Annotated in this window: 16 protein-coding genes; 3 read left to right on the forward strand and 13 right to left on the reverse strand. The window is 73.0% G+C overall.

Annotated elements, in window-relative coordinates; genetic code table 11:
• Window positions 1-18 precede the first annotated feature (18 nt).
• A complete protein-coding gene (locus tag AB0M80_RS28580; protein ID WP_364571120.1) occupies window positions 19-5,484 on the reverse strand; it encodes a biotin carboxylase N-terminal domain-containing protein in 5,466 nt (1,821 codons plus the stop codon).
• 256 nt (window positions 5,485-5,740) lie between these two features.
• The gene (locus AB0M80_RS28585; protein ID WP_308675412.1) at window positions 5,741-5,980 is read right to left on the reverse strand and encodes a hypothetical protein; all 240 of its coding nucleotides are present in this window, start codon (window positions 5,978-5,980) and stop codon (window positions 5,741-5,743) included.
• Window positions 5,981-6,215: 235 nt separating this feature from the next.
• On the opposite strand from AB0M80_RS28585, the gene AB0M80_RS28590 reads away from it, so the two are divergent.
• Both AB0M80_RS28590 and AB0M80_RS28595 read left to right on the forward strand, forming a co-directional pair.
• Entirely contained in the window at window positions 6,216-6,545 is a 330-nt protein-coding gene (locus AB0M80_RS28590) for a hypothetical protein (protein WP_364571122.1), read from the forward strand.
• A 340-nt stretch (window positions 6,546-6,885) separates the two neighbouring features.
• Entirely contained in the window at window positions 6,886-7,674 is a 789-nt protein-coding gene (locus AB0M80_RS28595) for a hypothetical protein (RefSeq protein ID WP_364571196.1), read from the forward strand.
• Between the two features lie 202 nt (window positions 7,675-7,876).
• Here AB0M80_RS28595 and AB0M80_RS28600 read toward each other — a convergent pair whose 3' ends face one another.
• Window positions 7,877-9,226, reverse strand: coding sequence for an alpha/beta hydrolase (locus tag AB0M80_RS28600; protein WP_364571124.1), 1,350 nt, complete (start codon window positions 9,224-9,226; stop codon window positions 7,877-7,879).
• Window positions 9,223-10,536, reverse strand: a complete 1,314-nt coding sequence (locus AB0M80_RS28605) for an MFS transporter (protein WP_364571126.1) — start codon at window positions 10,534-10,536, stop codon at window positions 9,223-9,225. Before AB0M80_RS28605 ends, AB0M80_RS28600 begins: the two co-directional genes overlap by 4 nt.
• A gap of 166 nt (window positions 10,537-10,702) precedes the next feature.
• Between AB0M80_RS28605 and AB0M80_RS28610 the strand changes: the two genes are divergently transcribed.
• Window positions 10,703-11,536 (forward strand): PaaX family transcriptional regulator C-terminal domain-containing protein, encoded by an 834-nt coding sequence (locus AB0M80_RS28610; protein WP_364571128.1) that lies wholly within the window; start codon window positions 10,703-10,705, stop codon window positions 11,534-11,536.
• A gap of 16 nt (window positions 11,537-11,552) precedes the next feature.
• On the opposite strand, the gene AB0M80_RS28615 is transcribed toward AB0M80_RS28610, so the two are convergent.
• From AB0M80_RS28615 to AB0M80_RS28655, 9 genes are all read right to left on the reverse strand, one after another.
• A complete protein-coding gene (locus AB0M80_RS28615) occupies window positions 11,553-13,421 on the reverse strand; it encodes a Calx-beta domain-containing protein (protein ID WP_364571130.1) in 1,869 nt (622 codons plus the stop codon).
• A gap of 312 nt (window positions 13,422-13,733) precedes the next feature.
• Window positions 13,734-14,969 (reverse strand): NAD(P)/FAD-dependent oxidoreductase, encoded by a 1,236-nt coding sequence (locus AB0M80_RS28620; protein WP_364571132.1) that lies wholly within the window; start codon window positions 14,967-14,969, stop codon window positions 13,734-13,736.
• 5 nt (window positions 14,970-14,974) lie between these two features.
• Complete coding sequence (locus tag AB0M80_RS28625) at window positions 14,975-16,516, reverse strand: NAD(P)/FAD-dependent oxidoreductase (protein ID WP_364571134.1); 1,542 nt, start codon at window positions 16,514-16,516, stop codon at window positions 14,975-14,977.
• Window positions 16,513-17,244, reverse strand: a complete 732-nt coding sequence (locus AB0M80_RS28630; RefSeq protein WP_364571136.1) for a class I SAM-dependent methyltransferase — start codon at window positions 17,242-17,244, stop codon at window positions 16,513-16,515. The genes AB0M80_RS28625 and AB0M80_RS28630 overlap by 4 nt, the downstream gene beginning before the upstream one ends.
• Window positions 17,241-17,561 (reverse strand): lycopene cyclase domain-containing protein, encoded by a 321-nt coding sequence (locus tag AB0M80_RS28635; RefSeq protein WP_364571138.1) that lies wholly within the window; start codon window positions 17,559-17,561, stop codon window positions 17,241-17,243. The genes AB0M80_RS28630 and AB0M80_RS28635 overlap by 4 nt, the downstream gene beginning before the upstream one ends.
• Window positions 17,558-17,902 (reverse strand): lycopene cyclase domain-containing protein, encoded by a 345-nt coding sequence (locus tag AB0M80_RS28640; RefSeq protein WP_364571139.1) that lies wholly within the window; start codon window positions 17,900-17,902, stop codon window positions 17,558-17,560. The genes AB0M80_RS28635 and AB0M80_RS28640 overlap by 4 nt, the downstream gene beginning before the upstream one ends.
• Window position 17,903: 1 nt before the next feature.
• Window positions 17,904-18,866, reverse strand: a complete 963-nt coding sequence (locus tag AB0M80_RS28645; protein WP_364571141.1) for a phytoene/squalene synthase family protein — start codon at window positions 18,864-18,866, stop codon at window positions 17,904-17,906.
• On the reverse strand, window positions 18,863-20,338 hold the full coding sequence (gene crtI, locus AB0M80_RS28650) for a phytoene desaturase family protein (RefSeq protein WP_364571143.1): 1,476 nt from the start codon (window positions 20,336-20,338) through the stop codon (window positions 18,863-18,865). The genes AB0M80_RS28645 and crtI overlap by 4 nt, the downstream gene beginning before the upstream one ends.
• A 112-nt stretch (window positions 20,339-20,450) precedes the next feature.
• Window positions 20,451-21,554 (reverse strand): polyprenyl synthetase family protein, encoded by a 1,104-nt coding sequence (locus tag AB0M80_RS28655; RefSeq protein WP_364571145.1) that lies wholly within the window; start codon window positions 21,552-21,554, stop codon window positions 20,451-20,453.
• Window positions 21,555-21,895: the final 341 nt, after the last annotated feature.

Consider the following 21,895-nt stretch of genomic DNA (forward strand, 5'->3'; position numbering starts at 1 on the left):
CCTCCGGCGAACCGCTCGTTACTTCTTCAGGCCGTGTTCGATGGCTTCGATGATCCGCGGCCGCAGGTCGGCCGCGCTGATGATCGCGTCCACCGAGCCGACCTCGACCGCGCGCTGGATGCTGTGGACCCGGTCGAACTCCGCCGCCACTTCGCTCACCTTCTCCGCGCGGACCGCCGACTGGACCTCCGCCAGCTGGGCGTTCAGCGCCGCGCGGGCCGCGCCGCCGGCCGCGGCGACCTGGGCCTGCAGCTCTGTCACCCGGGGGTCGTTCGCCGTGCGGGTGTTCACTTCGCCGGAGAACACCACCGCCGCCGCCGGGGCGCCGCCCAGCACCGAGGCGAAGGAGCCCTCCAGGGCCAGCACCGTCATGTTCGGGTTGAGCGCCTTGGAGAACACCACGAACGCGCCGCCGTGGTAGCGCGAGATCACGCAGAACACGATCGGGCCCTCGAAGTTGACGATCGCCCGGCCGATCTCCGCGCCGTACTCCAGCTGCAGCTTCCGCAGCGACTCCGGCGAGCCGTCGAAGCCGGACAGGTTCGCCAGCACGACCAGCGGCCGGTTGCCCGACGCCGCGTTGATCGCCCGCGCCGTCTTCTTCGACGACCGCGGGAACAGCGTGCCCGCCGTGTAGGTGTCCGGCCCGTCGGTGGGCGGGAAGCCGCGGCGGGGCACCGACCGCGACTCGATGCCGATCAGGCAGACCGGGCGGCCGCCGATGTGCACGTCCTGCACCGCCGAGGTGTCCGCGTCGGCCATGCCGGCCCAGCGCTCCAGCACGGGGTGGTCCTGGTCGGACAGCGCACGCATCACCGTGCGGATGTCGAACGGCTTCTTGCGGTCCGGGTTGTGCTCGGCCGAGAAGATCTCCCCGACGGTCCGGAAGTCGCTGCCGACGATCGCGTGCGGGTACGGCGAAACGTCGCGGTCGACCGGGTCGGTCGTGCTCGCCTTGCGCGGCCCGGCCTCGCCCGGCACGACGTAGGTGTGGTCGTAGTACGACATCAGCACGGCGCGCGCGGCGGGCAGGTTCGGCGCCCAGTACTGCGCCTGGCCGTTCGGGCCCATGACGCGGTCGTAACCGCCGATGCCGTAGTTGTCTTCGGCCGACACGCCGCCGGAGAAATCGAGGGCCTGCTTGCCGGTGAGCACCATCGCCGAGTCCGGTGTCATCACCAGGATGCCCTTGGTGTGCATGAGCATCGTGGCTTCGGCGTTCCAGTACGGCTGGGCACCGACGTTGATCCCGTTGACCACGACGTTGATCTCGCCGCCGTCCTGGGTGAACGTGACGATCCGCTTGAGCGCCGCGGCGACCCAGTCCATGTTCTCGGTGCCCGAGGACATGGAGATCCGCGCGCCCGACGACAGCGCGAACCACTCCAGCGGAACCTGCATCCGCTCGGCCAGGTCGAGCGCCGCGATGACGCGCGAGCACTCCGGCTCCGACAGCGCACCCAGCGACTTCGTCGGGTCGCCGAGCAGGACGACCCGAGTGACGCCTTCGGGGTGCCGTTCGGTCGGCGTGGTGACGACGCCGGCGACGATCGCCGCGGTGTTCTTGCCCTTCGGCCGCTCGACCGGCACCAGCACGCCCGAGGAGTCCATGTCGTGCTCGACGAAGGTGCCCGCCGGGCCGGCGAGCAGGTCGGTCAGCTCGTACGGGTAGACGTTGCCGCGCCGCGCCGCACGCAGCACCTTCAGGCGGTACTCGTCAAGGGGCTTCACCGGCTCGGTCGACGGCGGCTCGACGTGCAGCCGCGCGCCGTGCCCGGGGTCGAGGGTGATCCGGACGGCGAGCTCGGTCAGCTTGCCGGCGTCCGTGCGCCGCCGCGCCAGGAACTGGACCTCCTCCAGCCCGGCCCCCACCGAGGTCGGCAGGATGCGCTGGACGAGGGTGTTCAGCTCCTCGGTGGTCAGGTCGGTCGGCGGCCAGACGTACATCATGATCCGGTTGGTGTCGAACCGCTTGTTCTGCGGCCGCTGCGCCTGGATGTTCCGGATCGAGTCGAGGCAGGCGGTGACCGCGTCCTCGAGCGCGGGCAGCGCGACCAGCCTGCCGTCGGCCTCGCGCAGCGGGGTCAGGTCGCGGACCTGGCCCATCGCGATCAGCCGCTCGTCGGCCGGGTTGGTCCGCGCCACGGCCTTGAACAGGTAGATCTCCTCGTCCGCCGACGGCAGCCGGGTGAGGTCGAACTCGTGCAGCCGCTGCAGCTGCAGGCGCTGCGCGATCTGCGGGTGCAGGCCGCGGATCAGCCGGTCTTCCGTGAAGCCCGCGCCGTCGCGCCGGAAGGTGAAGTGGTGGTGCATCACCGCGCCGCCGGTGCCGGCCACGGTGACGACGATCCGGTGCACGCTCTCCGGCAGCGGGTGTTCGGCCAGCAGCGCGGCGAGCCGCGCGGCGGTCGCGTCGACGTCCGGCTGGTCCTCCCAGCGCAGGTACAGGTCGGCGACCACGCCTTCGGTGGCCACTTCGCCGAGCGCGCGGAGGGCTTCGGGCAGGGCGGCGATGTCGACGGCGGTGGTGACCAGCGGCAGCACGCCTTCGGGGGTGTCGAGCTCGGCGGTCAGCCACCGGTGGCCGCCGGCGTCGCGCACGGCGACCCCGGACAGCCGCCGGTTGCCGTAGTACCGGCGGGTCAGCACCTCGAGCAGCGGCGCGTGGTCGCGGCCCGGCCGCCCGATCCGCTGCCCGATCAGCCGGACCAGCGGCTGCGAGCCGGTGATCATGGCCTGGATCCGCTCGGCGCGGTCCGGCGCGTCCGGGTGCTGGTCGAGGTAGCGCAGCTCGGTGCGGACGGCGGCGTAGACGCGGGCGCGGTTGCGGCGCAGCAGCGGCTGGGCGAACCAGCGGAAGACCACGCCGCGGGCCAGGTCGGACACCGCGGGGAAGCGCACCTGGGTGGCCTCGACCAGGTGTTCCAGGGCGAGCCCGGCGCGTTCGCTCAGCGACTCGGCCGGCTGCGCCCCGGCCAGCCACTGCCGCAGCAGCTCCGAGACGACGGCGACGTCGGCCGACGTCCGCTGCTGGGCGAGGAAGATCCGGAAGACCGCGGCCTCCAGCTCGGGGGTCCGGTCGAGGTCGGTGACACCGTAGTGCCCGAGCACCGCCCGCAGCCGGGCCTGGAAGGCTTCGGTGACGCCGGCGCGTTCGACGTCGAGGCTCTGCAGGTAGCTGTGGAAGAACTCGCGCGGGCTGTGCACCGGGCTGCCCGGCTCGGTGAGCTCGCCGCCCGGGGTGTTGCGGCTCAGCTCGGACAGGTCGGCGAAAACGGTGAGCAGCTGCAGTTCGCCCTCGATCGGCCGGCTGCCCAGTTCGGCGCGGGCCTCCAGGTACGCGGCCAGCACGCGCTGGCGCTCGGCCGGGTCGACGTCGTAGCCGAGCAGCAGGCTCATCAGGTCCTGGAGCCCGCGTTCGGCGCGGTCGGCCGCGGAGACGCCCGCCGGCGCGGACGGCAGCTCGATCTCGACGGTCTCGGTCTCGTCGGCCGCCGCTTCTTCGGCGCCGTCGGCCAGCGGTTCCAGGCGCATCAGCGGCGCGCCGGTCTCGACCTGGCTGCCGACCGACACCGGGCATTCGCGGACGCGGGCGCGGAACGGCGCCCGCAGCACCGTCTCCATCTTCATGCTCTCGAGCACGAGGATCGGCGCGTTCGCCTCGACCTCGTCGCCGACGGCCAGGGGGGTGGCGACGACCAGCGCGGGCGCGGGGGAGCGGACGACGCCGCCTTCGTCGCGGCTGATGCGGTGGGTGACGCCGTCGACCTCGACGAGGTGGATCGGGCCGTGCGTGGCCGAAATCAGCCGGAAGCGCCGGCCGTTGACCAGGATCTGGCCGCTGTGGGCGTCGAACCGGTCGATTTCGATGTCGGCGTGGTGGACGTCGGACGCGCCGGCCGAGATGCCGACGCGGAAGCGGCTGCGGCCGGCCCGGGCGACGGAGACGCGGTAGCCGACGCCGCGGAGCTTGAGGTCGAGCGGGCGGCTCTCGTGCTGCACCTGCGGGCGGCCGCCGTGCGCGGTGGACAGCAGCCGCTGGACGGAGACCTCTTCTTCGTCCTGGTAGGCCTCGATGGCGGCCGCGGCGAGCGCGATCGCGGAGTGCCGGTGGGTGACCAGGCGGCCCTCGGCGCGGACGCGGTCGATCCAGCCGGTGTCGGCGCTCGCGTCGATCACCTCGGGCTGGTCGAGCAGGTCGAGCACGAAGCTCTTGTTGGTCGCGCCGCCCTCGATGATCACGGTGGTCTCGGCCATCGCGCGGCGCAGCCGGCCCAGTGCCTCGTCGCGGTCGCGGCCGTAGGCGATGATCTTGGCGATCATCGAGTCGAAGTCGGCGGGGATGGTGTCGCCCTCGCTGACGCCGGTGTCGACGCGGATGCCGGGGCCGGCGGGCAGGGCCAGCCGCGCGATGCGGCCGGGGGAGGGCGCGAAGTCGCGGTCGGGGTCTTCGGCGTTGAGCCGGGCTTCGATGGCGTGGCCGAGCTCGGCCGGCTGGTCGCCCTCGAGCTTCCCGCCGCCGGCGACGTGCAGCTGCAGCTTGACCAGGTCGGTGCCGGTGGTGATCTCGGTGATCGGGTGCTCGACCTGCAGGCGGGTGTTGACCTCGAGGAAGGCGAACAGCTTCTCGCCCGGGTGGTACAGGAACTCGACGGTGCACGCGCCGCGGTAGCCGACGGCCACCGCGAGCCGCTCCGCCGACGCCTTCAGCTCGGCGGTCTGCGCCGGCGCGAGGACGGGGGAGGAGGACTCCTCGATGATCTTCTGATTGCGCCGCTGCACCGAGCAGTCGCGGACGCCGAGCGCCCACGCCGTCGCGCCGTCGGAGATCACCTGGACCTCGACGTGCCGGGCGCCGGTGACGAGGCGCTCGAGGAAGACGACGCCGGAGCCGAAGGCGCGCAGGGCTTCCTGGCTGGTGCGCTCGTAGGCGTCGGCGAGGTCCTCGCCGGAGGCCACCATGCGGATGCCGCGCCCGCCGCCGCCCGCGGTGGCCTTGAGCATCAGCGGGTAACCGATCTGCGCACCGGCCCGCAGTGCGTCCTCGAGGGTGGCGACCTCGCCGCGGCTCCACGGCGCGACCGGCACGCCGACCTCTTCGGCGATCAGCTTCGCGCCGATCTTGTCGCCGAGCTTGCGCATCGCGTCGGCGCTCGGCCCGACGAAGGTGACGCCGACCTTCTCGCACAGCTCGGCGAAGGCCGGGTCCTCGGCGACGAAGCCCCAGCCGACCCAGGCGGCGTCGGCCTTCGTCTCGACGAGTGCCCGCTCCAGCTTGGCCAGGTCGAGGTAGGGGCGCGCCGAGGCCGGCCCCAGGTCGTAGGCCAGGTCGGCCTCGCGCACGAACGTGGCGGTGCGGTCGGCGTCGGTGTAGAGGGCGACCGTCTCGATCCGCGTCCCGGTTTCCGCCGACAGATCCCGGACGGCGTGGATGAGCCGCATCGCGGCCTCTCCGCGGTTGACGATGGCGACACGACTGAACACCGGCTGAGCCTCCCAAGTACCCCACGCGCAGAAGGCGACGTACCTGTCCTGGAACGTCGCCTGCACCTGTGTACACCCTGGCGGATGACCGCGGGGAGACCAATGTCCGCCATGGCGCATGCCGAGGCGGCTGTTTTGTGGGAACCCGACAAAAAGCGACCCGCACCACACCGCCTGGACCGGCTTTCACGCGAGGTCTGCGACAAAGCGGATCGGCACCCTACGGCCGGCGGAACATCCGGTGACGCGGCAGCGATCAGGAGGCGAGCAGGACGTCGGACTCCAGGACCTGGCCCAGCTCGCGCCGTTCGGCTTCCGACAGCGGCACGGCGGCGACGTCGCAGCGGCCGTCGGGCCCGGGGGCGGTGGTGACCGCCAGCACGGGCCGCCCGTCGATCTCGCGCAGCGTGACGCGGCCACCGCACGCCAGGTCGACGGTGACGCCGGGGCGATCGCGATGCCGGCCCAGCCAGCGGCTGACGAAGTCGAAGGTCATTCGCGGTCTCCCTCGGTCCAGCGCGCTCCCTTGAGCACAGGTGTCGGTTCCTGATGCCCCGGATACCGCGGGTTTACACCCGATCGTGCGAAACGGCGGGCCGGCACCCCCCGACGTGGTGCCGTCACCTTCAGCGCTGCACCGATTCCGTGGGCCATTCCCGTGCCGGTGCGGAACCGGGTTCTCCGCCACCCATGAGGCGTGCCGGACGTGGGTGCGCGGCCATCATGGCCGGATGAAGCTGGGGCGGGTGGCGTCGGCCGCGCGGGAGATCTTTTCGGCCAGGCTGGTCTACGGCGAACCGGTCGAGCGCGACGGCGTCGTCGTGATCCCCGCCGCGGCGGTGTTCGGCGGCGGAGGCGGCGGCGGTGGGGACGACTCCGGTGTGCTGCCCGTGCGGGAAGGCGCCGGAGCCGGGGTGCTCGCCCGGCCCGTCGGCGCCTTCGTCGTGCGCGGTGGCTCCGTCACCTGGGTGCCCGCCGTCGACGTCACGCGGCTCGGGCTGGCCGCCGTCGCCGGTGTCGTCGCCCTCGCGAAGATCCTGGCGAAGCGCACCAAAGCCTGACCGGAACCGCCGAAAGTTCACCGCCGGTTTGTTGTCCACTTCCGGCGGACGCTGCTGCGCGCCGGTGGGGGTGGCGGCTCGGGCAGCCGGACCCGGACCGTCACCGGCACGCTGGAACCGGACGTGCCGGGCTGGTTACTACCTGCCCGTCGAAGTCCGCCGCCCGTCCGGCGGTCCGAACACGACGGTGCCCCACGCGATGGTGGCGATGTCCAACCCGATCTTCCTCGGCGCCACCCGCCACTGAACCCCCGGCCGGTGCGCCGCGTCCTGCTTTGGGCAGACTGGTGCGAACGGGTGATGGGGAGGCAGGGTGCGCGGTTGTGGCCTGAAGGTGGCCATCGTCCTGGGGGCGATCGTCGTGCTGGTCGCGGGGATCGTCGTGGTGGTGGCGGTGACGCGCGACTCGGTCCGTACGCCGGGGTGCACGGTGGCGCTGCCGGGGGACAACGCGTCCGCGTACACGTTCACCCCGGAGCAGATGAACAACGCGGCGACGATCTCGGCCGTGGGCACCAAGCTGGGCCTGCCCGCCCACGCGGCGACGGTCGCGCTGGCGACGGCGTTGCAGGAGTCCAAGCTGCGCAACCTCGAAGGCGGCGACCGCGACTCGGTCGGGTTGTTCCAGCAGCGTCCCAGCCAGGGCTGGGGCACGGTGGCGCAGCTGCGCGACCCGGTCTACGCGGCGACGGAGTTCTACGAGAAGCTCGAGAAGCTGCCGAACTGGGAGACGTTGCCGATCACCGTGGCGGCGCAGGCGGTCCAGCGTTCCGGCGTCCCGGACGCGTACGCGCAGTGGGAGCCGCAGTCCCGGGCCATGGCCGCGGCGTTCAACGGCCAGTTCCCGGCCGCGCTGACCTGCCGCAACCTGACCCTGGCGGCCCCGGCGGACCTCGCCACGGCGGCCACGGAGGAGCTGGGCGCGGCCCGCTTGAGCGGCGCCCACCCGGGCGCCCAAGGCTGGGCGTACGCGACCTGGCTGGTCGGCCGCGCGGAGGCGCTGGGGGTGGACAAGGTCAGCTTCGCCGGGCAGACGTGGACGGCGGAGTCGGGCGCGTGGGCCCAGGACACCGCCGCCGGTCAAGACCTCTCACTGCACCAGGCCCCGGCGCCGCAACCGAGCCAGTAGCGCCGGCCCCGAAGGCCACTGGGACGCACGGGACCGGGCCTGGTGACCGTCCTAACTGGCCAGTGGCAGCGCGACGGCGCCCGGGAAACGGGGCGTCTCGGCCTCGTCGAGCATCGTCGCCGCGACGGTCTCCCGGCTGATCGCCGGCTCGAGGTCGAAGGGAAATCCAAGTTCGTCAAGCGACGATTTACCGGCACCCAAGTCAGCGGCGGTCCGCTCCGGTGAGCGGGGCCGGGGTGTAGCGGAGGTAGCGACCGGGCGCGCCCAGTGCGGCCGCGGCCGCGTTGAGGCGTTCGGGGCGGAGGTCGGGCCAGTGGCCGGTTTCGATGCGGGCTTCGAGGGCGTGCAGGGCCGCGAGGGTTTCCGGCGGCCGGAAGGCGCAATGTCCGGCCGCATCGACGTAAGCCTGGCGTAGCAAGGGTTCTCGCCCCGCCGCGCGGACGCGGTGGGCGTACCAGTTCTCCTGCTCGACCGGGACGAGGTGATCCGCGGTGGTGTGGACGGTGAGCTCCGGGACGCGGAGCCGCCCGGTCGCCGTTGAAGTGCGGGCGAGCGTGCCGACGGCCTGCGGGTCGGGCGTGATGTCCGCGTGGCGGGTCAGCTCGGTCAGGTCGGCGTTCAGGTCGAGACCCGCGGCCCGGTACAGCGCGCGCACCTGGCGGGCCAGCGGGCTTCCGGACAGCAGGGCGCGGTAGTCGACTCCGGCGGTGAACGCGCTGTTCCCGCCCGCGGCGAGTTCGATCTGGTAGCGGCCGGGCACGATGAAACCGAGCACGAACCGGCTCAGCGCCTGCTGCTGTTGCTGCTCCTGGCCCGCGTAGTCGGCGGGGCCGGGCGGGGCGTCGCCGGTCAGCCAGGGCGGCATGTTCATCAGCGCGGCGCCGAGGGCGATCCGGGCCCGGCCGGCCGCGGTGCCCTGGGCGTCGGTGACGATCCTGGTCAGCGCCGCGCCCGCCGCGCTCGCTTCATCCGCACTCGCGTAGCGGACGAGCTTCACCGGCTGGGCCGGTGCGAGCAGGCGGGACAGCGCGTATTCGCCGTCGAGCTGGTAGTTGTTCAGGTTCAGGGCGCCCGCGACCAGGCCGCACGTGGTCAGCGCGCCATCGAGCCGCCGAGCGCCGGACTCGGCTTCGAGCGCGCTGACCAGCCCGCCCATCGAGGTGCCCCAGGCGATGGTGCGGCGGGGCTCGCCGATCCTGCGCACGAGCTCGTCGAGCGACGCGAACTGGTCCCGCGGCGCGGAGGCGAGCGCCCACAGCGACGTCCCGCTGTAGGACGAGCCGACCAGGGCGTAGCCGGCGGTGAGCAGCGCCTGCCCGGTCGCCTGGTCCGGGGCGTTCTGTGCCACGAGCGGGCCGAAGCCGTGGCTGTAGAGGATGACGGTCCCGTTCCAGGACGCCGGCACGTCCGCCACCCAGCTCGCGCCGTCCGGCAGCACGCCGGTGTAGTGCGTGGGGGTGGCGGCGTGCGCGGTGCCTGCGGTGGTGAGACCGAACGCCGTCAGCGTCGTCGCGACGATTGCGCCGATCCGGCGGAGCCACCTGCTGCTCATCCTCGGTTTCCTTCCGGTTGGGCGGCCGCGGGCACGGCCGGCTCCGGGGTGAGCTCGCGGCGGTGGGTTTCCCGCAGCGCCAGGACGCAGACGGCGGACAGGACGCAGAACGCGGCGATGGTCCAGGACACCGAAGTGGTCGAGGCACCGCCGTTGCCGCGCTGGAGCTCGGCGAAGATCAGCGGGGCGAACCCGGCGCCGAGCCCGGCGAGCTGGTAGCCCAGCGACGCACCGGTGTAGCGGTTCTCGGTGGCGAAGAGCTCGGTGTACAGGGCGGCCAGCGGGCCGTACATCATCGGGTGGATCACGCCCTGGCCGATCACCAGCGCGAGGACGAGCAGCAGGCCGCTGCCGCTGCGGACCATCGGGAACAGCAGGAACCCGAACACCGCCATGGCGATCACCCCCGCCAGGACGACCGGGCGGCGGCCGATCCGGTCGGACAGCGCGGACCACAGCAGGATTCCCACCACCGCGCAGGCCGACGACAGGGTGAGCGCGTTGAGCACCTCCTGCCGCGGGTGTCCGTGCTGGACGCCGTAGGCGAGCACGAAAGTGGTCAGCGTGGCCTGGACGACGAACGCGGCGAGCCCGACGCCGACGCCGAGGGCGAGCACGCGTGGGTGGTCCCGCAGCACGGCGACGACCGGCAGCCGGCGTCGCCCTTCCTTGCGCGTGGCCAGGAACGCGGGCGTTTCGTCGACGCGCGAGCGGACGAACAGGCCGATCGCGAGCAGGATGATGCTGAGCAGGAAGGGAATCCGCCAGCCCCAGGCGAGGAAGTCCGCCTCGGAGGTGAGTGCGGCGGTGCCGGACATGGCGAGCGTCGAGACGACCATGCCGCTCGGCGCGCCGGCGTTGGTGAAGCCGGCCCACAGCCCGCGGCGCGACCGCGCGTGTTCGGCGGACATCAGCACGGCGCCGCCCCACTCGCCGCCGACCGCGATGCCCTGGACGACGCGGAGCAGGACCAGGCCGAGCGGGGCGACCGGGCCGATCTGGTCGTAGCCGGGGAGCAGGCCGATGAGGAAGCTCGCGACGCCCATCATGCTCATGGTGAGCACGAGCATCCGCTTGCGGCCCAGCCGGTCGCCGAAGTGGCCGAAGATCAGGCCGCCGAGCGGGCGGGCGAGGTAGCCGGTGGTGAACGTGCCGAAGCTGGCGACCGTGGCCAGCGCCGGATCGAGGTCGGCGAAGAAGACCTTGCCGAAGACCACCGCGCTGGCCGTGGCGTAGAGGAGGAAGTCGTAGTACTCGATCAGGCTGCCGAGAAAGCTGGACGCGACCGCTCTGCGGAGCTGACTGCTCATGGGGTCACCCTCGTCTTTGGGGGCGGGTCTTCGGGGGCGCTGGGGCGGGACAGGTTCGTCCATGGCGGACGACGGGGGAGCGGGCCCCAACGTTAGTCAGGCTCATAACGGTCGTCAAGATTCTGCACAACATCAAGTGGCGACCGGCCGGGTTACGCTGGCGAGCGTGACGCCCTTCGACGACACCGGCTCCGGGCCCCGCCCGAAGTCCGTCATGCTGACCTTCCTGGGCATCCACCTGCTCGGCCGGGCGACGGCGATCTATTCGGGCAGCGTGATCGACGTGTTCGCGCGGGTCGGCGTCTCGGAGGAGGCGGTCCGCTCGACGCTGACCCGCATGGCGGGCACCGGATTGCTGACCCGCCACCGGCGCGGGCGGAAGGTCTACTTCGGCCTCAGCGGACGCCTCGCCGCGGTCCTCGAGGACGGCAGGCGGCGCATCTGGGAAACCGGCGCGGTCAACCGGTCCGGGGACGGCGGCTGGACGCTGGTCGGCTTCTCGCTGCCGGACACCCGCCGCGGTGACCGCCACGACCTGCGCCGGCAACTGACGTGGGCCGGTTTCGGGTTGCTGCAGAACGGTTTGTGGGTCGCCCCCGGCGTCCGCGACGTCGCGGCCATCGTCGAGCAGCTCGGTCTCGACGGGCACGTGACCGTCTTCACGGCGCACCCGGCGAAGCCGACGGAAGCGGCCGGGCTCGTCCGCAAAGCCTTCGACACGGCGACGATCGCGTCGCGCTACCACGACTTCATGGAGAAGTGGGACGCCGGGAAGCCGTCGTTCCCCGACGACCTGACGCGGCAGCTGATGCTGCACTCGGACTGGCTGCACGTCGTCCGGCGGGATCCCCACCTCCCGGCCGAGCACCTGCCCGGCGACTGGCCCGCCATCCAGGCCGAGACGTTGTTCCGCAAGCTCGACGAAGACTTCCGGGACGAGGCGGCCAGGCTGGCCGCCGAGACCCTCGAACTGATGCCGATCGCCCAGACCGCCGGGTAGGAGTGCGGGCCCCGGCTCACGAGCTGTGAACCCCGGGGCGGGCGGAAACCGCCCGCCCCGGGTGGTTCACCGGATCAGCGCCGGCAGGGGTTGCCCGCCGGGTGCGCGGCCGTGCCTGCTGCTTCACGACGCCGTTCGCGATGGTCTGGCCGTTCAGCTTCAGCGAGCCGATGACCAGCGCGATGGTCAGCGGTGCCGAACCCACCGTGACCGAAACGCCGTTGATCTTCAGGGAGGCGACACTCGAACTGCCGGTCAGCGCCGGGGCGAGCCCGCCCGGAGCCGGCTGGCAGGTCGCTGCCGCCTGGGACTGGATCACGCCCAGCTCGATGGTCAGCCCGACCGTGCTGATCACCGTCTTGTCGATCTTGGCCGTCGCCTGTGCGTGGTCACCGGCCGCCGGGGCTGCCGACTGGTTGTCCGGCGCCAGGTCGGTCGAGGCGGTCAGCGCGTGGGTCTGGACCTTGATCAGGCCGGCGTTGAGCGTCGCGTCGAGGACGGTCTTGCTGTCGTCGGCGCAGGGCAGGTTGGCCGGGTTCGCCACGGCCGCGGTGATGCCGATGACGTTCGCGGCGGTGCCGGTGCAGGAGAAGACGCCGTCACGGTCGTCGTCGACGATCGTGCCGACCCCGATCGGGTCGATCAGCCCGGCGCCGGCCGGAGCCGAGAGCGTCACGGTGAACGTCTCGTCCGGCTCGTCGACGGTGTCCGGGTTGACCGGCACGGTCACCGGTTTGGCCGTTTCACCGGGTGCGAAGGTGACGTCACCGCTCGCCGCCTGGTAGTCGGCCGGTGCGGTCGCGGTGCCGTTCGCGGTGGCGTAGTGGACCGTCACCGGGTTCGGGCCGGCGCCGCCGAGCAGCGACACGGTGAAGGTGGCCGGCACCGGCGCGCCGCCGGAGCCTTCGTTCACCGTGACGTCGTTGATGCTGAGGCCGAGCACGCGCACGGCCGTCGTCTCGACGAACCCGCGGGACACGCCGTCGACCAGGTAGTCGACCGTGCAGTGGTAGGTGCCGGGCGCGGCGTCGGCCGCGGCGGCGACGGTCTCGGTGAACGTCGCGACGTCCCCGCTGGCCACCTTGACGCTCGCCGGGGCGTTGGTGAGCGTCAGCTGCGGGTCGCAGCTGGTGACGTGCGGCGCGACCGTCACCTCGATGGACTTGATGCCCTCGAGGATGGCCTGCGAGACCTGGTTCGACGGCACGTTGTTCAGCAGCACGCCGCCGGTGGCGGAGGCGATGGCGCTCGCCTGGCCGGTGGCGTCCAGTGCGCCGACGTTGACCGCGACCACGCGGATGTTCGCCGCCTTGAGCGCGTCGATGGTCTGGGCCAGGGTGTGCCCGCCGCTGGGGTCGTGCGACGGCGCGTCGCCGAACCAGGCGATGATCCTCGTGCCGTCCGGGCGGAAGGTGACCGCGCCGGTGGCCAGTTCGTAGAGGGCGTTGAGGTCGGCTTCGGGCGTGTCGCCGCCACCGGAGGCGACCCACTGGTTGGTGCCGGCCTGGATGGCGGCGGTGTCACCGGTGATGCCCTGGTTGACCTTGAACGGCACGGAGTCGGTGAAGTCCTTGTACTCGGCGACGCCGAACTGGGCGGTCGGCTGCGCGGCGAGCACGTCCCCGGTGATGGCGTTCGCACCTGTGCGGACGTTGGTGATGGCGCCGCCCATGCTGCCGGTGGTGTCGGCGAGCAGCACGAGGTCGGGGTTCGGCGGGACGGCGGAGGTGGTGACGTGCTTGGTGATGTCCGCGCTCTGCCCGGCGGAGAGCGTGAGATCGACGGTGGCCGGATCGACCCCGGGTGGCGCGGCGGCGGCCACCGCGGCCGGGATGAGCAACGCGCCGACCGTGGTCAGCGCGACGAACGTGGATCTCCGCGACATGGACTTCCTTCCGAAGGCGGAATTGCTGCGGGTTGCCTGGGGAAGACGGAAGGAACGGGATTTCGTTAGCAAGCCGGGAAAGCGTCACCCCCGGCGCACTGTCAAGGCGCTCAACGGGCTACGGCGGGGAATCCGCGCTACGCAGACCATGGCGGGACTGCGCCCGACAGCGAGGATCGATCGGTGGCCGCCACCCGATTCAGGGATGATCCGGCACCACCGGTACCCGCCGATCTTCCGGAGCGTGGCGAATTTCGTCGTGCGAGCCACCCGGATGTCGCAATGTGACCGCTGTTTTCCCGGTGATCCGGCTCAGCCGGTGCGAGGCCGGCGGCCGAGATCGGCGAGGACGGCACGGGCCGCCCGGGTGCCGGACGCCAAGGCGCCTTGGAGGGAGCTCGTGTCCCGGTGGTCGCCGCACACGTACCGTCCCTCGCCCAGGCGGACCTCGCGGCGGATCTCGTGCGGGGGCCGCATCGCCGGGAGTCCCCGGGCGATCTCGTACCGGCCGATCAGCGGCCAGCGGGTCGCGTCGGTGCGGTACATCCGGCCCAGCGCCCGGCGCACCTCGTCCTCCGGCAGGGCGGTCAGGGCGGACGCGCTCACGAGCGCGGCCCCCGGTGGGGCGTAGGAGGGGCACACCTCACTGAGCACACTGGTGTTGACGACCGGCCCGCCGCGCGCGTCGATCACGATGACCGGTTCGCGCAACGGTGCTCGCGGCGGCGCGAAGTACCACGTGGTCCCGCTGTTCCACCGCGGCTCCGCGACGCCGAGGAGCCGGTTGGCCGTGGAGCCGTCGGTCGCGACCACGACCGCGCGGGCCGTCCGGACTTCGCCGCCGGCCGTGCGGACCCGGCCCGGGCGGACCTCTTCGACCGGCGTGTCCGGGTGGACGGCCGAGGTCGGCAGGGAACGGGCGAGCTGCCGCGGCAGCTCACCCATGCCCAGCGCCGGCAGCGACGGTGCCGACCGCAGGAAGCTGCGCCACACCAGCTGGAAGAACCGGGCCGAGGTGGTCAGCTCCGGTTCCAGGAACACCCCGGAGAGGAACGGCCGGAACACCGTCTCCACCGCCCGGGCGGACACCCCGGCGCGCCGCAGCTCGTCGAGCGTCGTGCGGTCGGCGCGGTCGATGATCGCCTGGGCCGATCCCGCGGCCACACGGGCGGACAGCGCGCCCAGTGCGGCCAGGTCCTTCGCCGACAGGTAACGCCGGGCCGCGATGTCGCGCAGCGCCTTGGGCGTGTCGAGCGGGTTCCCCAGCAGGGAGACGCGGTCGTCGTCGGCCACCCGGACCGCGCGCCAGAACCGGCCCAGCCGCAGGGCGTCGACGTCCACCAGCCGCCGGATCGCCGGATAGGCCGGGTTGAGGATCTGGAACCCGCGGTCGAGGCGGAAGCCGTCGACGAGGTCGGTGCGCACGCGGCCGCCGACGTCGTCGGACGCTTCCAGCACCGCGCACGGCACCCCGGCCCGGTGCAGGGTCACGGCGGCGGCCAGCCCGGCGAGCCCGGCGCCGACGATGACGACTTCGTGGTCCGCCATCCCGCTCACCCGCCGAAGGCCTTCGCCGAGGCGAGCCGGTTCAGCAGGCCGATCCGGCCGCGGTTGGGCACTGAACGCAGCGGGTGCCCGGCGAGCCCCCAGCCTTGCAGGAGCGTGTTGGCCGCGGCCCAGCCGGTGGTGGCCGCGCGTTCCATCAGCGCGACCGGCAGGTCGATCCGCACGCCGTCACCGGCCAGTGCCAGCGCCGGATCCGGCGTGACGACCGCCGGGCGGCGCGCGAAGTCGCCCAGCCCGAAGAGCGGGCAATCCTCCCGCCACAACGAAATCGAGGCGCTGACCCGCGCGTCGAGGGTTTCGGGGTAGATCGCGTGCAGCCGGTCGTCCACGGCCTTCACCAGCGTCTCGCGGTCGTCGGTCGTGGCCGCGTAGGCGTGCAGTTCGACGACCGAGCCGCCGGTGCGCGCCGCCCACCGCCGTGCCTCGCCCTCGTAGCGGTCGAGCAGGCTGATGTTGTCCAGCGGCGGGACGCTCCCGGTGCCGAGGAAAGGCGGCCGGGCCGCGTCGACGGGCCGGTCGAGCCAGAGCCGGCGGACGAGGAACGGCGGTGCCGTGCGCAACCCGGCGACGGCGGCTCGCCACTCCGGCGTGGCGACCGTGGGCGACGCGGCGACGATCTCCTGCAGCCCCCGCACGTCACAGGCGAGCACGACGCTGTCGAACGGCGTGGTGCCTTCCGCCGTCGTGACCGCGAATCCTTCGGAAGTGCGGTCGAGGGACGCCACCGGGGTGCCGGTCCGGATCGTCACCCGGCGATCGGCCAGGTAGCCGGCCAGCGGGTCCCACAGCGCCTGGGGAAACGGCTCGGTGGGGACGTCGAACACGAGGCCTTCGCTGGAGCCCAGGAAGTACAGGTGGAACATGGTCGCCAGTTCCGCCGCGGAAAGCTCACGGGGATCGGCGAAGAAGCTCCGGGAGAACACCTCGAACGCCAGGTGCTTGGCCGCGTCGGGGAAGTTGATCGCGTCGAGGAAGCTCGCGGCGTCGGTGCCGTCGAGCCGGTGGTAGATCTCCGGCACGCTGACCGTCGCCAGCGGCAGGGCCCCGCGGCCGTTGATGCGCACCAGGTCCCGCGGGGTGAACGTCGGGCTGCGCCAGGCGAACGCCAGCGCGTTCCACGGCGGCGTGCGGGGGAGACCCGCGAAGGTGTCCGTGCGGCCCTCGGCGTCCAGCAGCGGGTAGTCGGCCAGCGGGGTCAACCGGTCCAGCCAGGGATCAGTGCGCATCAGCAGTGACCGGAGGTTGTAGTACTGGCGGAAGAAAGCGTGGAAACCCCGGCTCATCGTCACCGCGGTCCCGTCCGGCAGCCGGTCGGCCCAGCCGCCGACCCGCCCGCCCAGGTGGCCGTCCCGCTCGAAGAGCGTCACGGTGACACCCCGCTCGGCCAGCCCGGTGGCCGCGGTGAGGCCCGCGATGCCGCCGCCGACGACCGCCGCGGTCGGGCGCCTGCCGAGCAGCCCCGCGTCGGTCAGGCCGGGCGGGGCCGGCCGCGTTTCGATCCGGCGGTCGGTGCCGAGGGGACGGGTCACGGGTGCTCCTGCGGGTTGGTGCCGAGGACGGTGTGGACGATGCCGTGCTGCCAGCCCGGCATCGAGGCGGTCCGGACGTCGGTGAACCCGGCGTCGGACAGCCGGCCGGCGAGTGCGGCGATCCCGTCGAATTCCCGGACGCTGCGGCGCAGGTGCCGGTAGAGGGTCGCGTCGCCGGTGGTGACCTTCCCCAGCGGGATGATCACGCCCGCGCAGACCGCGTTCCACACCCACCGGGCGCGCCGCGAGTCGTGGACGGAGTATTCGTGGACCGCGATGCGGCCGCCGGGGCGCAGCAGCCCGCGCAGCCGCCGCAGCTGCCGGGTCGGCTGGGTGAGGTTGCGCAGCAGGTACGCCGCCAGGATCGCGTCGAAGGGGCCGGAAATCCCGGCGAGGTCCTCGACCGGCGTGTGGACGAAGGTCACGCCGTCCGGCCAGTCCTTGGCCCTGGCCCGCGCGAGCATCTCCCCGGAGGCGTCGAAGGCGGTGATCCGCGCCCCGGGCGCCACGGACAGCAGCGCGGCCGTCGACGCGCCGGTGCCGCAGCCGGCGTCCAGCAGCCGCAGGCCCGTCGCGTCCGCCGGCAGCGCCAGCCGCTGCGCCGAGAGCCGGAGGTGTTCGTGGTAGCCCGGATTGGCACCGACCAGCCGGTCGTACCACCGCGCTTCGGTGTCGAAGGCCGACGGGACGGTGCCGCGGGGCAGACCGTCCTTCGCCATCGCGCTCATGTTCGCTCCCGGCGGGGGTCGGCTCGTTCCCACCCCAGCAGCACGGCGGTCACGAGCGCGAAGCCGAAGAGGAAGTCTTCGACGGGGATGTCCCACGGTAGGCGCCAGTTCGTGACGTGCTCCGGCGCGTAGCGCACGATCGGGTCGGACAGCTTGGTCAGCCAGCCGTCCACCGGGATCTGGAACGCGGTCACGATGGCGATCGTGATCCAGTAGGCGGGGCGGCGGAACAACCCCGTGCGCAGCAGGAAGAGTTCGGCCAGCACGACCGCGGCCACCGCGGCGGCCGCGGGCACGGTGTAGCCCCACGGGATCACCGGCGCACCTCCTGCCTGCCGCGCCGCCGCAGCAGCACCGCGAGGGTGAGCTGGACGATCTCGTAGGTCAGCACCCCGCAGAGGGGGATCACGACGAAGAACAGGATTTCCTCCAGCGGCACGGCGAAGGGGGCGCGGATGCCGGTGACGTGCTCCGGTGCGTAGTCCCAGACCCCGCCGGCGATCGCCAGCGCGTCCCAGACGAGGAACACCAGCGCGACCGGCAGCACCGCGCGGGCCAGCCGCCGGGGCTGCCGGTACACGCGCGCGCCCGCCAGCTCCAGCGGCAGGGTGACGAGGACGCACGCGGCCAGCACGACGAGGTATTCGGCCTTGCCCACCTCAGCCCACCGCCGCCGGGAGCGCCGGAGCGGGGTGCCGCCGGCGGGCCCACTGCGTGCGCGCCACCGCCCCGCACGCGACCGCCAGCCGCTGCCCGCGGGAGACCGCCGCGCGCCCGGCGAAGACGTCGTGGCCGGCGTCTTCGATGCGGTCGAGGATCCCCCCGTACAAGGTCGCCGCCGTGGCCACGCACGGGCGGGAAACCGGGTGCAGCATGGCGATCCCCGGCCGGGCCTCGGCGTACACCTCGCGGGTGACGGCGATCTGGTGGCGGATCGCGGCCTTCACCGGCTGATCGGCCCGGCCCCGCCGGGCGCACCACGCCAGCCGGTCGCGGTCGACGCCGTGCGCGGCCAGCTCGTCGGCCGGCAGGTAGACGCGCCCGCGCTCCAGGTCCTCGGCGACGTCGCGCAGGAAGTTGGTGAGCTGGAACGCTTTGCCCAGCGCGGCCGCCCTCGGCTCGGCCTCCGCGCGTGGCGCGACGAAGCCGAGCACCGGCAGCACCTGCAGCCCGATCACCTCGGCCGAGCCGTGCACGTAGGTGTCGAGCTCATCGCGCGTGGCGTAACCGGTGACGGTGAGATCCATCCGCATCGAGGTGAAGAACGCCCGGAAGTACGCCTCGGCGAGGGTGTACCGGGCCGCCGTGTCGATCACGGCGGTCAGCAGGGGGTCCTCGCTCGCGCCGGCGTCGAGGTCGGCGAGGAAGCGGGTCTCGACCTCCCGCAGCCGCCGGGCGAGCGTTTCGGGGGTGGCGTCGTCGTCCGGTTCGTCGACGATGTCGTCGAGCCGGCGGGCGAAGCCGTAGAGCGCGTGGATCGCGGGCCGTTGCGCCGGGGTCAGCAGCCGCGTCGCGAGGAAGTACGTGCGGCCGTGCCGGGCGTTGAGCTCGCGGCACCACGTGTAGGCCGAGCGCAGCCCCGGTTCGGTGATGCCGGCGGCGTCGAGTTCGCGTCGGGTCATCGGGTCCCTCCGGTGATCCGGTCGGCGGCCAGTCTGCCGGAGATCAGCACGGTCGGCACGCCGACGCCGGGAACCGTGGCGCCACCGGCCAGGACCACGTTTTCCGTCCCGCGGGGGAGGTTCCGCGGCCGGAACGGCCCGGTCTGGACGAAGGAGTGCGCGTAGCTGAACGGCGTCCCGGCGACGAGGCCGCGGTCGGCCCATTCGGCCGGGCCGAGCACGTGCGTGAACTCCGGTTCGAAGCCGGGCAGGAGCCGTCCGCGGGCCACGTCGAGGATTTCTTCGGCGTAGGACGCGGTCTCGGCGGCCCAGTCCACGCGGCCGTGGTCGAGGTTGGGCACCGGGGCGAGGACGGAGTAGAGCTCGCGGCCGGGCGGGGCGAGCCCGGGATCGGACGCGGTCGGCCGCGTGACGAGCAGCGACGGATCGCTCATCCGCCTGCCTTGCGCGATCAGCTCGTCGAACGTCGACCGCCACCCGTGCCCGAAGGAGATCGTGTGGTGGGCGATCGCCGGGTGCCGGGCGGGGCCGCCGGCGTGCACGACGAGCGCCGAGGGCGCGGCCCGGAGCGGGACAGGCCGTCGCGGGTGCCGGCCGAGCAGCCGGTGGCTCTCGGGCAGCTCGGTGGTGAGGACGACGGCGTCGCACGGGTAGCGGGCCCCGGCGGCGGTGCGGACCGCGGTGACGCGGGCTCCGGCCCGTTCGAGCTCGCTCACGGCGTCGCCGTAGCCGAACTTCACCCCGGCGTGGGCCGCGACGCGGGCCAGCGCCTGGGGCAGGGCCGCGATGCCGCCGGGCGGGAAGTAGACCCCGCCGACGGTGTCCATGTACGAGATGACCGCGTAGAGGGCCAGCGCGTGCATCGGGGATTCGCCCGCGTAGAGCGCCTGGAAGGTGAAGACGCGCTTCAGCCGCTCGTCGGCGAGGAACCGGCCGACCTGGCCGTCCAGCCGCCGGAAGCCGCCCAACGCCACGAGGCGCGCCAGTTCCGGCCGGAGCATGCCGAGCGGGGAGTCGATGTTCGCGTCGATGAACCGGCCGAACTCGGCGTGGTACAGCTGCGTCAGCCAGTCGCGCAGCCGGGTGTAGCCCGCGGCCTCGGCCGGGCCCGCGAAGTCGCGGACCGCGTCGGTCATGGCGGCCGCGTCGGTGTGCACGGGCAGCGTGCTGCCGTCGGCGAACTGCGCGACGTACGCCGGGTCGAGCCGGGTCAGCGGCAGTTCGGTGGTGAGCTCGGCGCCGACCGCGGCGAAGGTGTCGCCCAGGATCGACGGCATGGTCAGCACGGTGGGGCCGGTGTCGAGCAGGTAGCCGTTCCGTTCGACGCGCCCCGCGCGGCCGCCCGGCCCCGGATCCCGTTCGAGGACGGTGACCTCCCGCCCCCGCCCGGCCAGGTGCAGGGCCGCGGCCAGGCCGGCCAACCCGGCCCCGACGACGACGACGCGGTTCACCGGTCCGGGCACGGTCTTCATCGGTCGCGCTCCATGCCTCGGGCCGCGGGCGCGGCGGGCGGATTGCCGGTGTGGTGCGGGGTTGCGGTGGGGGCGGGTGCCTTGGCGGCTTGTTCCGGGCTCAGCTCGCCCCTCATCGGTCCCGCTCCGTGCAGCGTGCCGCGAGGGCGGCGAGCAGGTCGCCGGCGTGGCGCGGCACCACCGCGGGGTCGATCGCCGCGAGGGCTTTGTCGGCTCGTTCCCTGATCAGCTCGCCCATGCGCTCGCGCGCGCCGGTGGCCACGATGAGTTCCCGCCAGCGTCCGACCGCTTCGTCGTCCACCGTGGGCAACTCGAGCAGCTCGGCGAAGTCGGCCTGCCGGCGCCGGTCGGCCATCGCCGCGGCGAGCACGATCACGCTGGATGCCTTGCGGTCGCGCAGGTCCTGCCCGGCCGGCTTGCCCGTGGTGGCCGGATCGCCGAACACGCCCAGCAGGTCGTCGCGGAGCTGGAACGCCTCGCCCACCAGGCCACCGAATTCGGCCAGCCCGGCCATCAGCTCCGGGCCGCACCCGGCCAGCGCCGCGCCGAACTCCAGCGGCCGCCGCACCGTGTAGTTGCCGGACTTGCGGCGCAGGACGTCGAGCAACGTGTCCCAGCTGGGCAGGGCCCGCGCGTCGTTCACCAGGTCGGCGAGCTGCCCGACGGCCAGCTCGGCCCGCATCGCGTCGTAGTGCGCCCAGCCGCGCGCCAGTTGCGCCGCCGCCAGCCCGCTTTCGCGCAGCATCTGCTCGGACCACACCAGGAAGAGGTCGCCGAACAGGATCGCGGCGGACTCGCCGAACCGGGACGCCGAGCCCGCCCAGCCCTGCTCCTCGTGCCACCGGGCGAACCGGACGTGCAGGGCGGTGCGGCCGCGGCGCAACGCCGAGCCGTCCATCACGTCGTCCTGGACCAAGGCGAAGCAGTGCAGCAGTTCCAGCGCGGCGGCCGCCCGGATCGCGGCGTCGGATTCCGGTTGCCCGCACCGCCACCCCACGTACGCGAAAAGCGGGCGGAGACATTTTCCGCCCGCGACGAATTCCGGCACCGCGGTTTCCGCGAGCTTTCCCTCGCTGCGCCCGGAAAAGTGTTCCGCCGCCCGCGCGCTCACGAAGCCGTGCGCCTCGGCGAGGCACCGCCGGCCCAGCGCGTCCAGCCGCTCGGCGGGCGCACCACCGGTGGGGGCGTCCCCCGTCGTCGTCATGGTCGCGGTCATCCGCCGCCCTCCAGCCGTCAGCCTATTCGATTCGCAACCGTTTCACATGTGGTGTAGCTTGTCTACTTGAACCCGATGAAGCGTCCGTGACCAGCCCAGATCGTCTGGTGGCCCGACGAACGGCGGTGGATTGGATCGATGCTGCATCGGAATCGGCTTTCCTGTGGACGGGGCGGCGATGCCACGCGCCGCCCCGGCGAACCCCCCGTCCCGCTCGCGGGCGTGGGTTCGGGTACCCGGCGACGCCCTGCTCACACCCAGGGCGTCGCCGGGTGCTTGTCGACCATTCTTCTCCCCATTCTCCGCCGATCATCCAGCCATTCTCCGAAGGGGGCGGCCGC

This window comes from Amycolatopsis sp. NPDC051045 (assembly GCF_040682955.1).
Taxonomy (GTDB): domain Bacteria; phylum Actinomycetota; class Actinomycetes; order Mycobacteriales; family Pseudonocardiaceae; genus Amycolatopsis.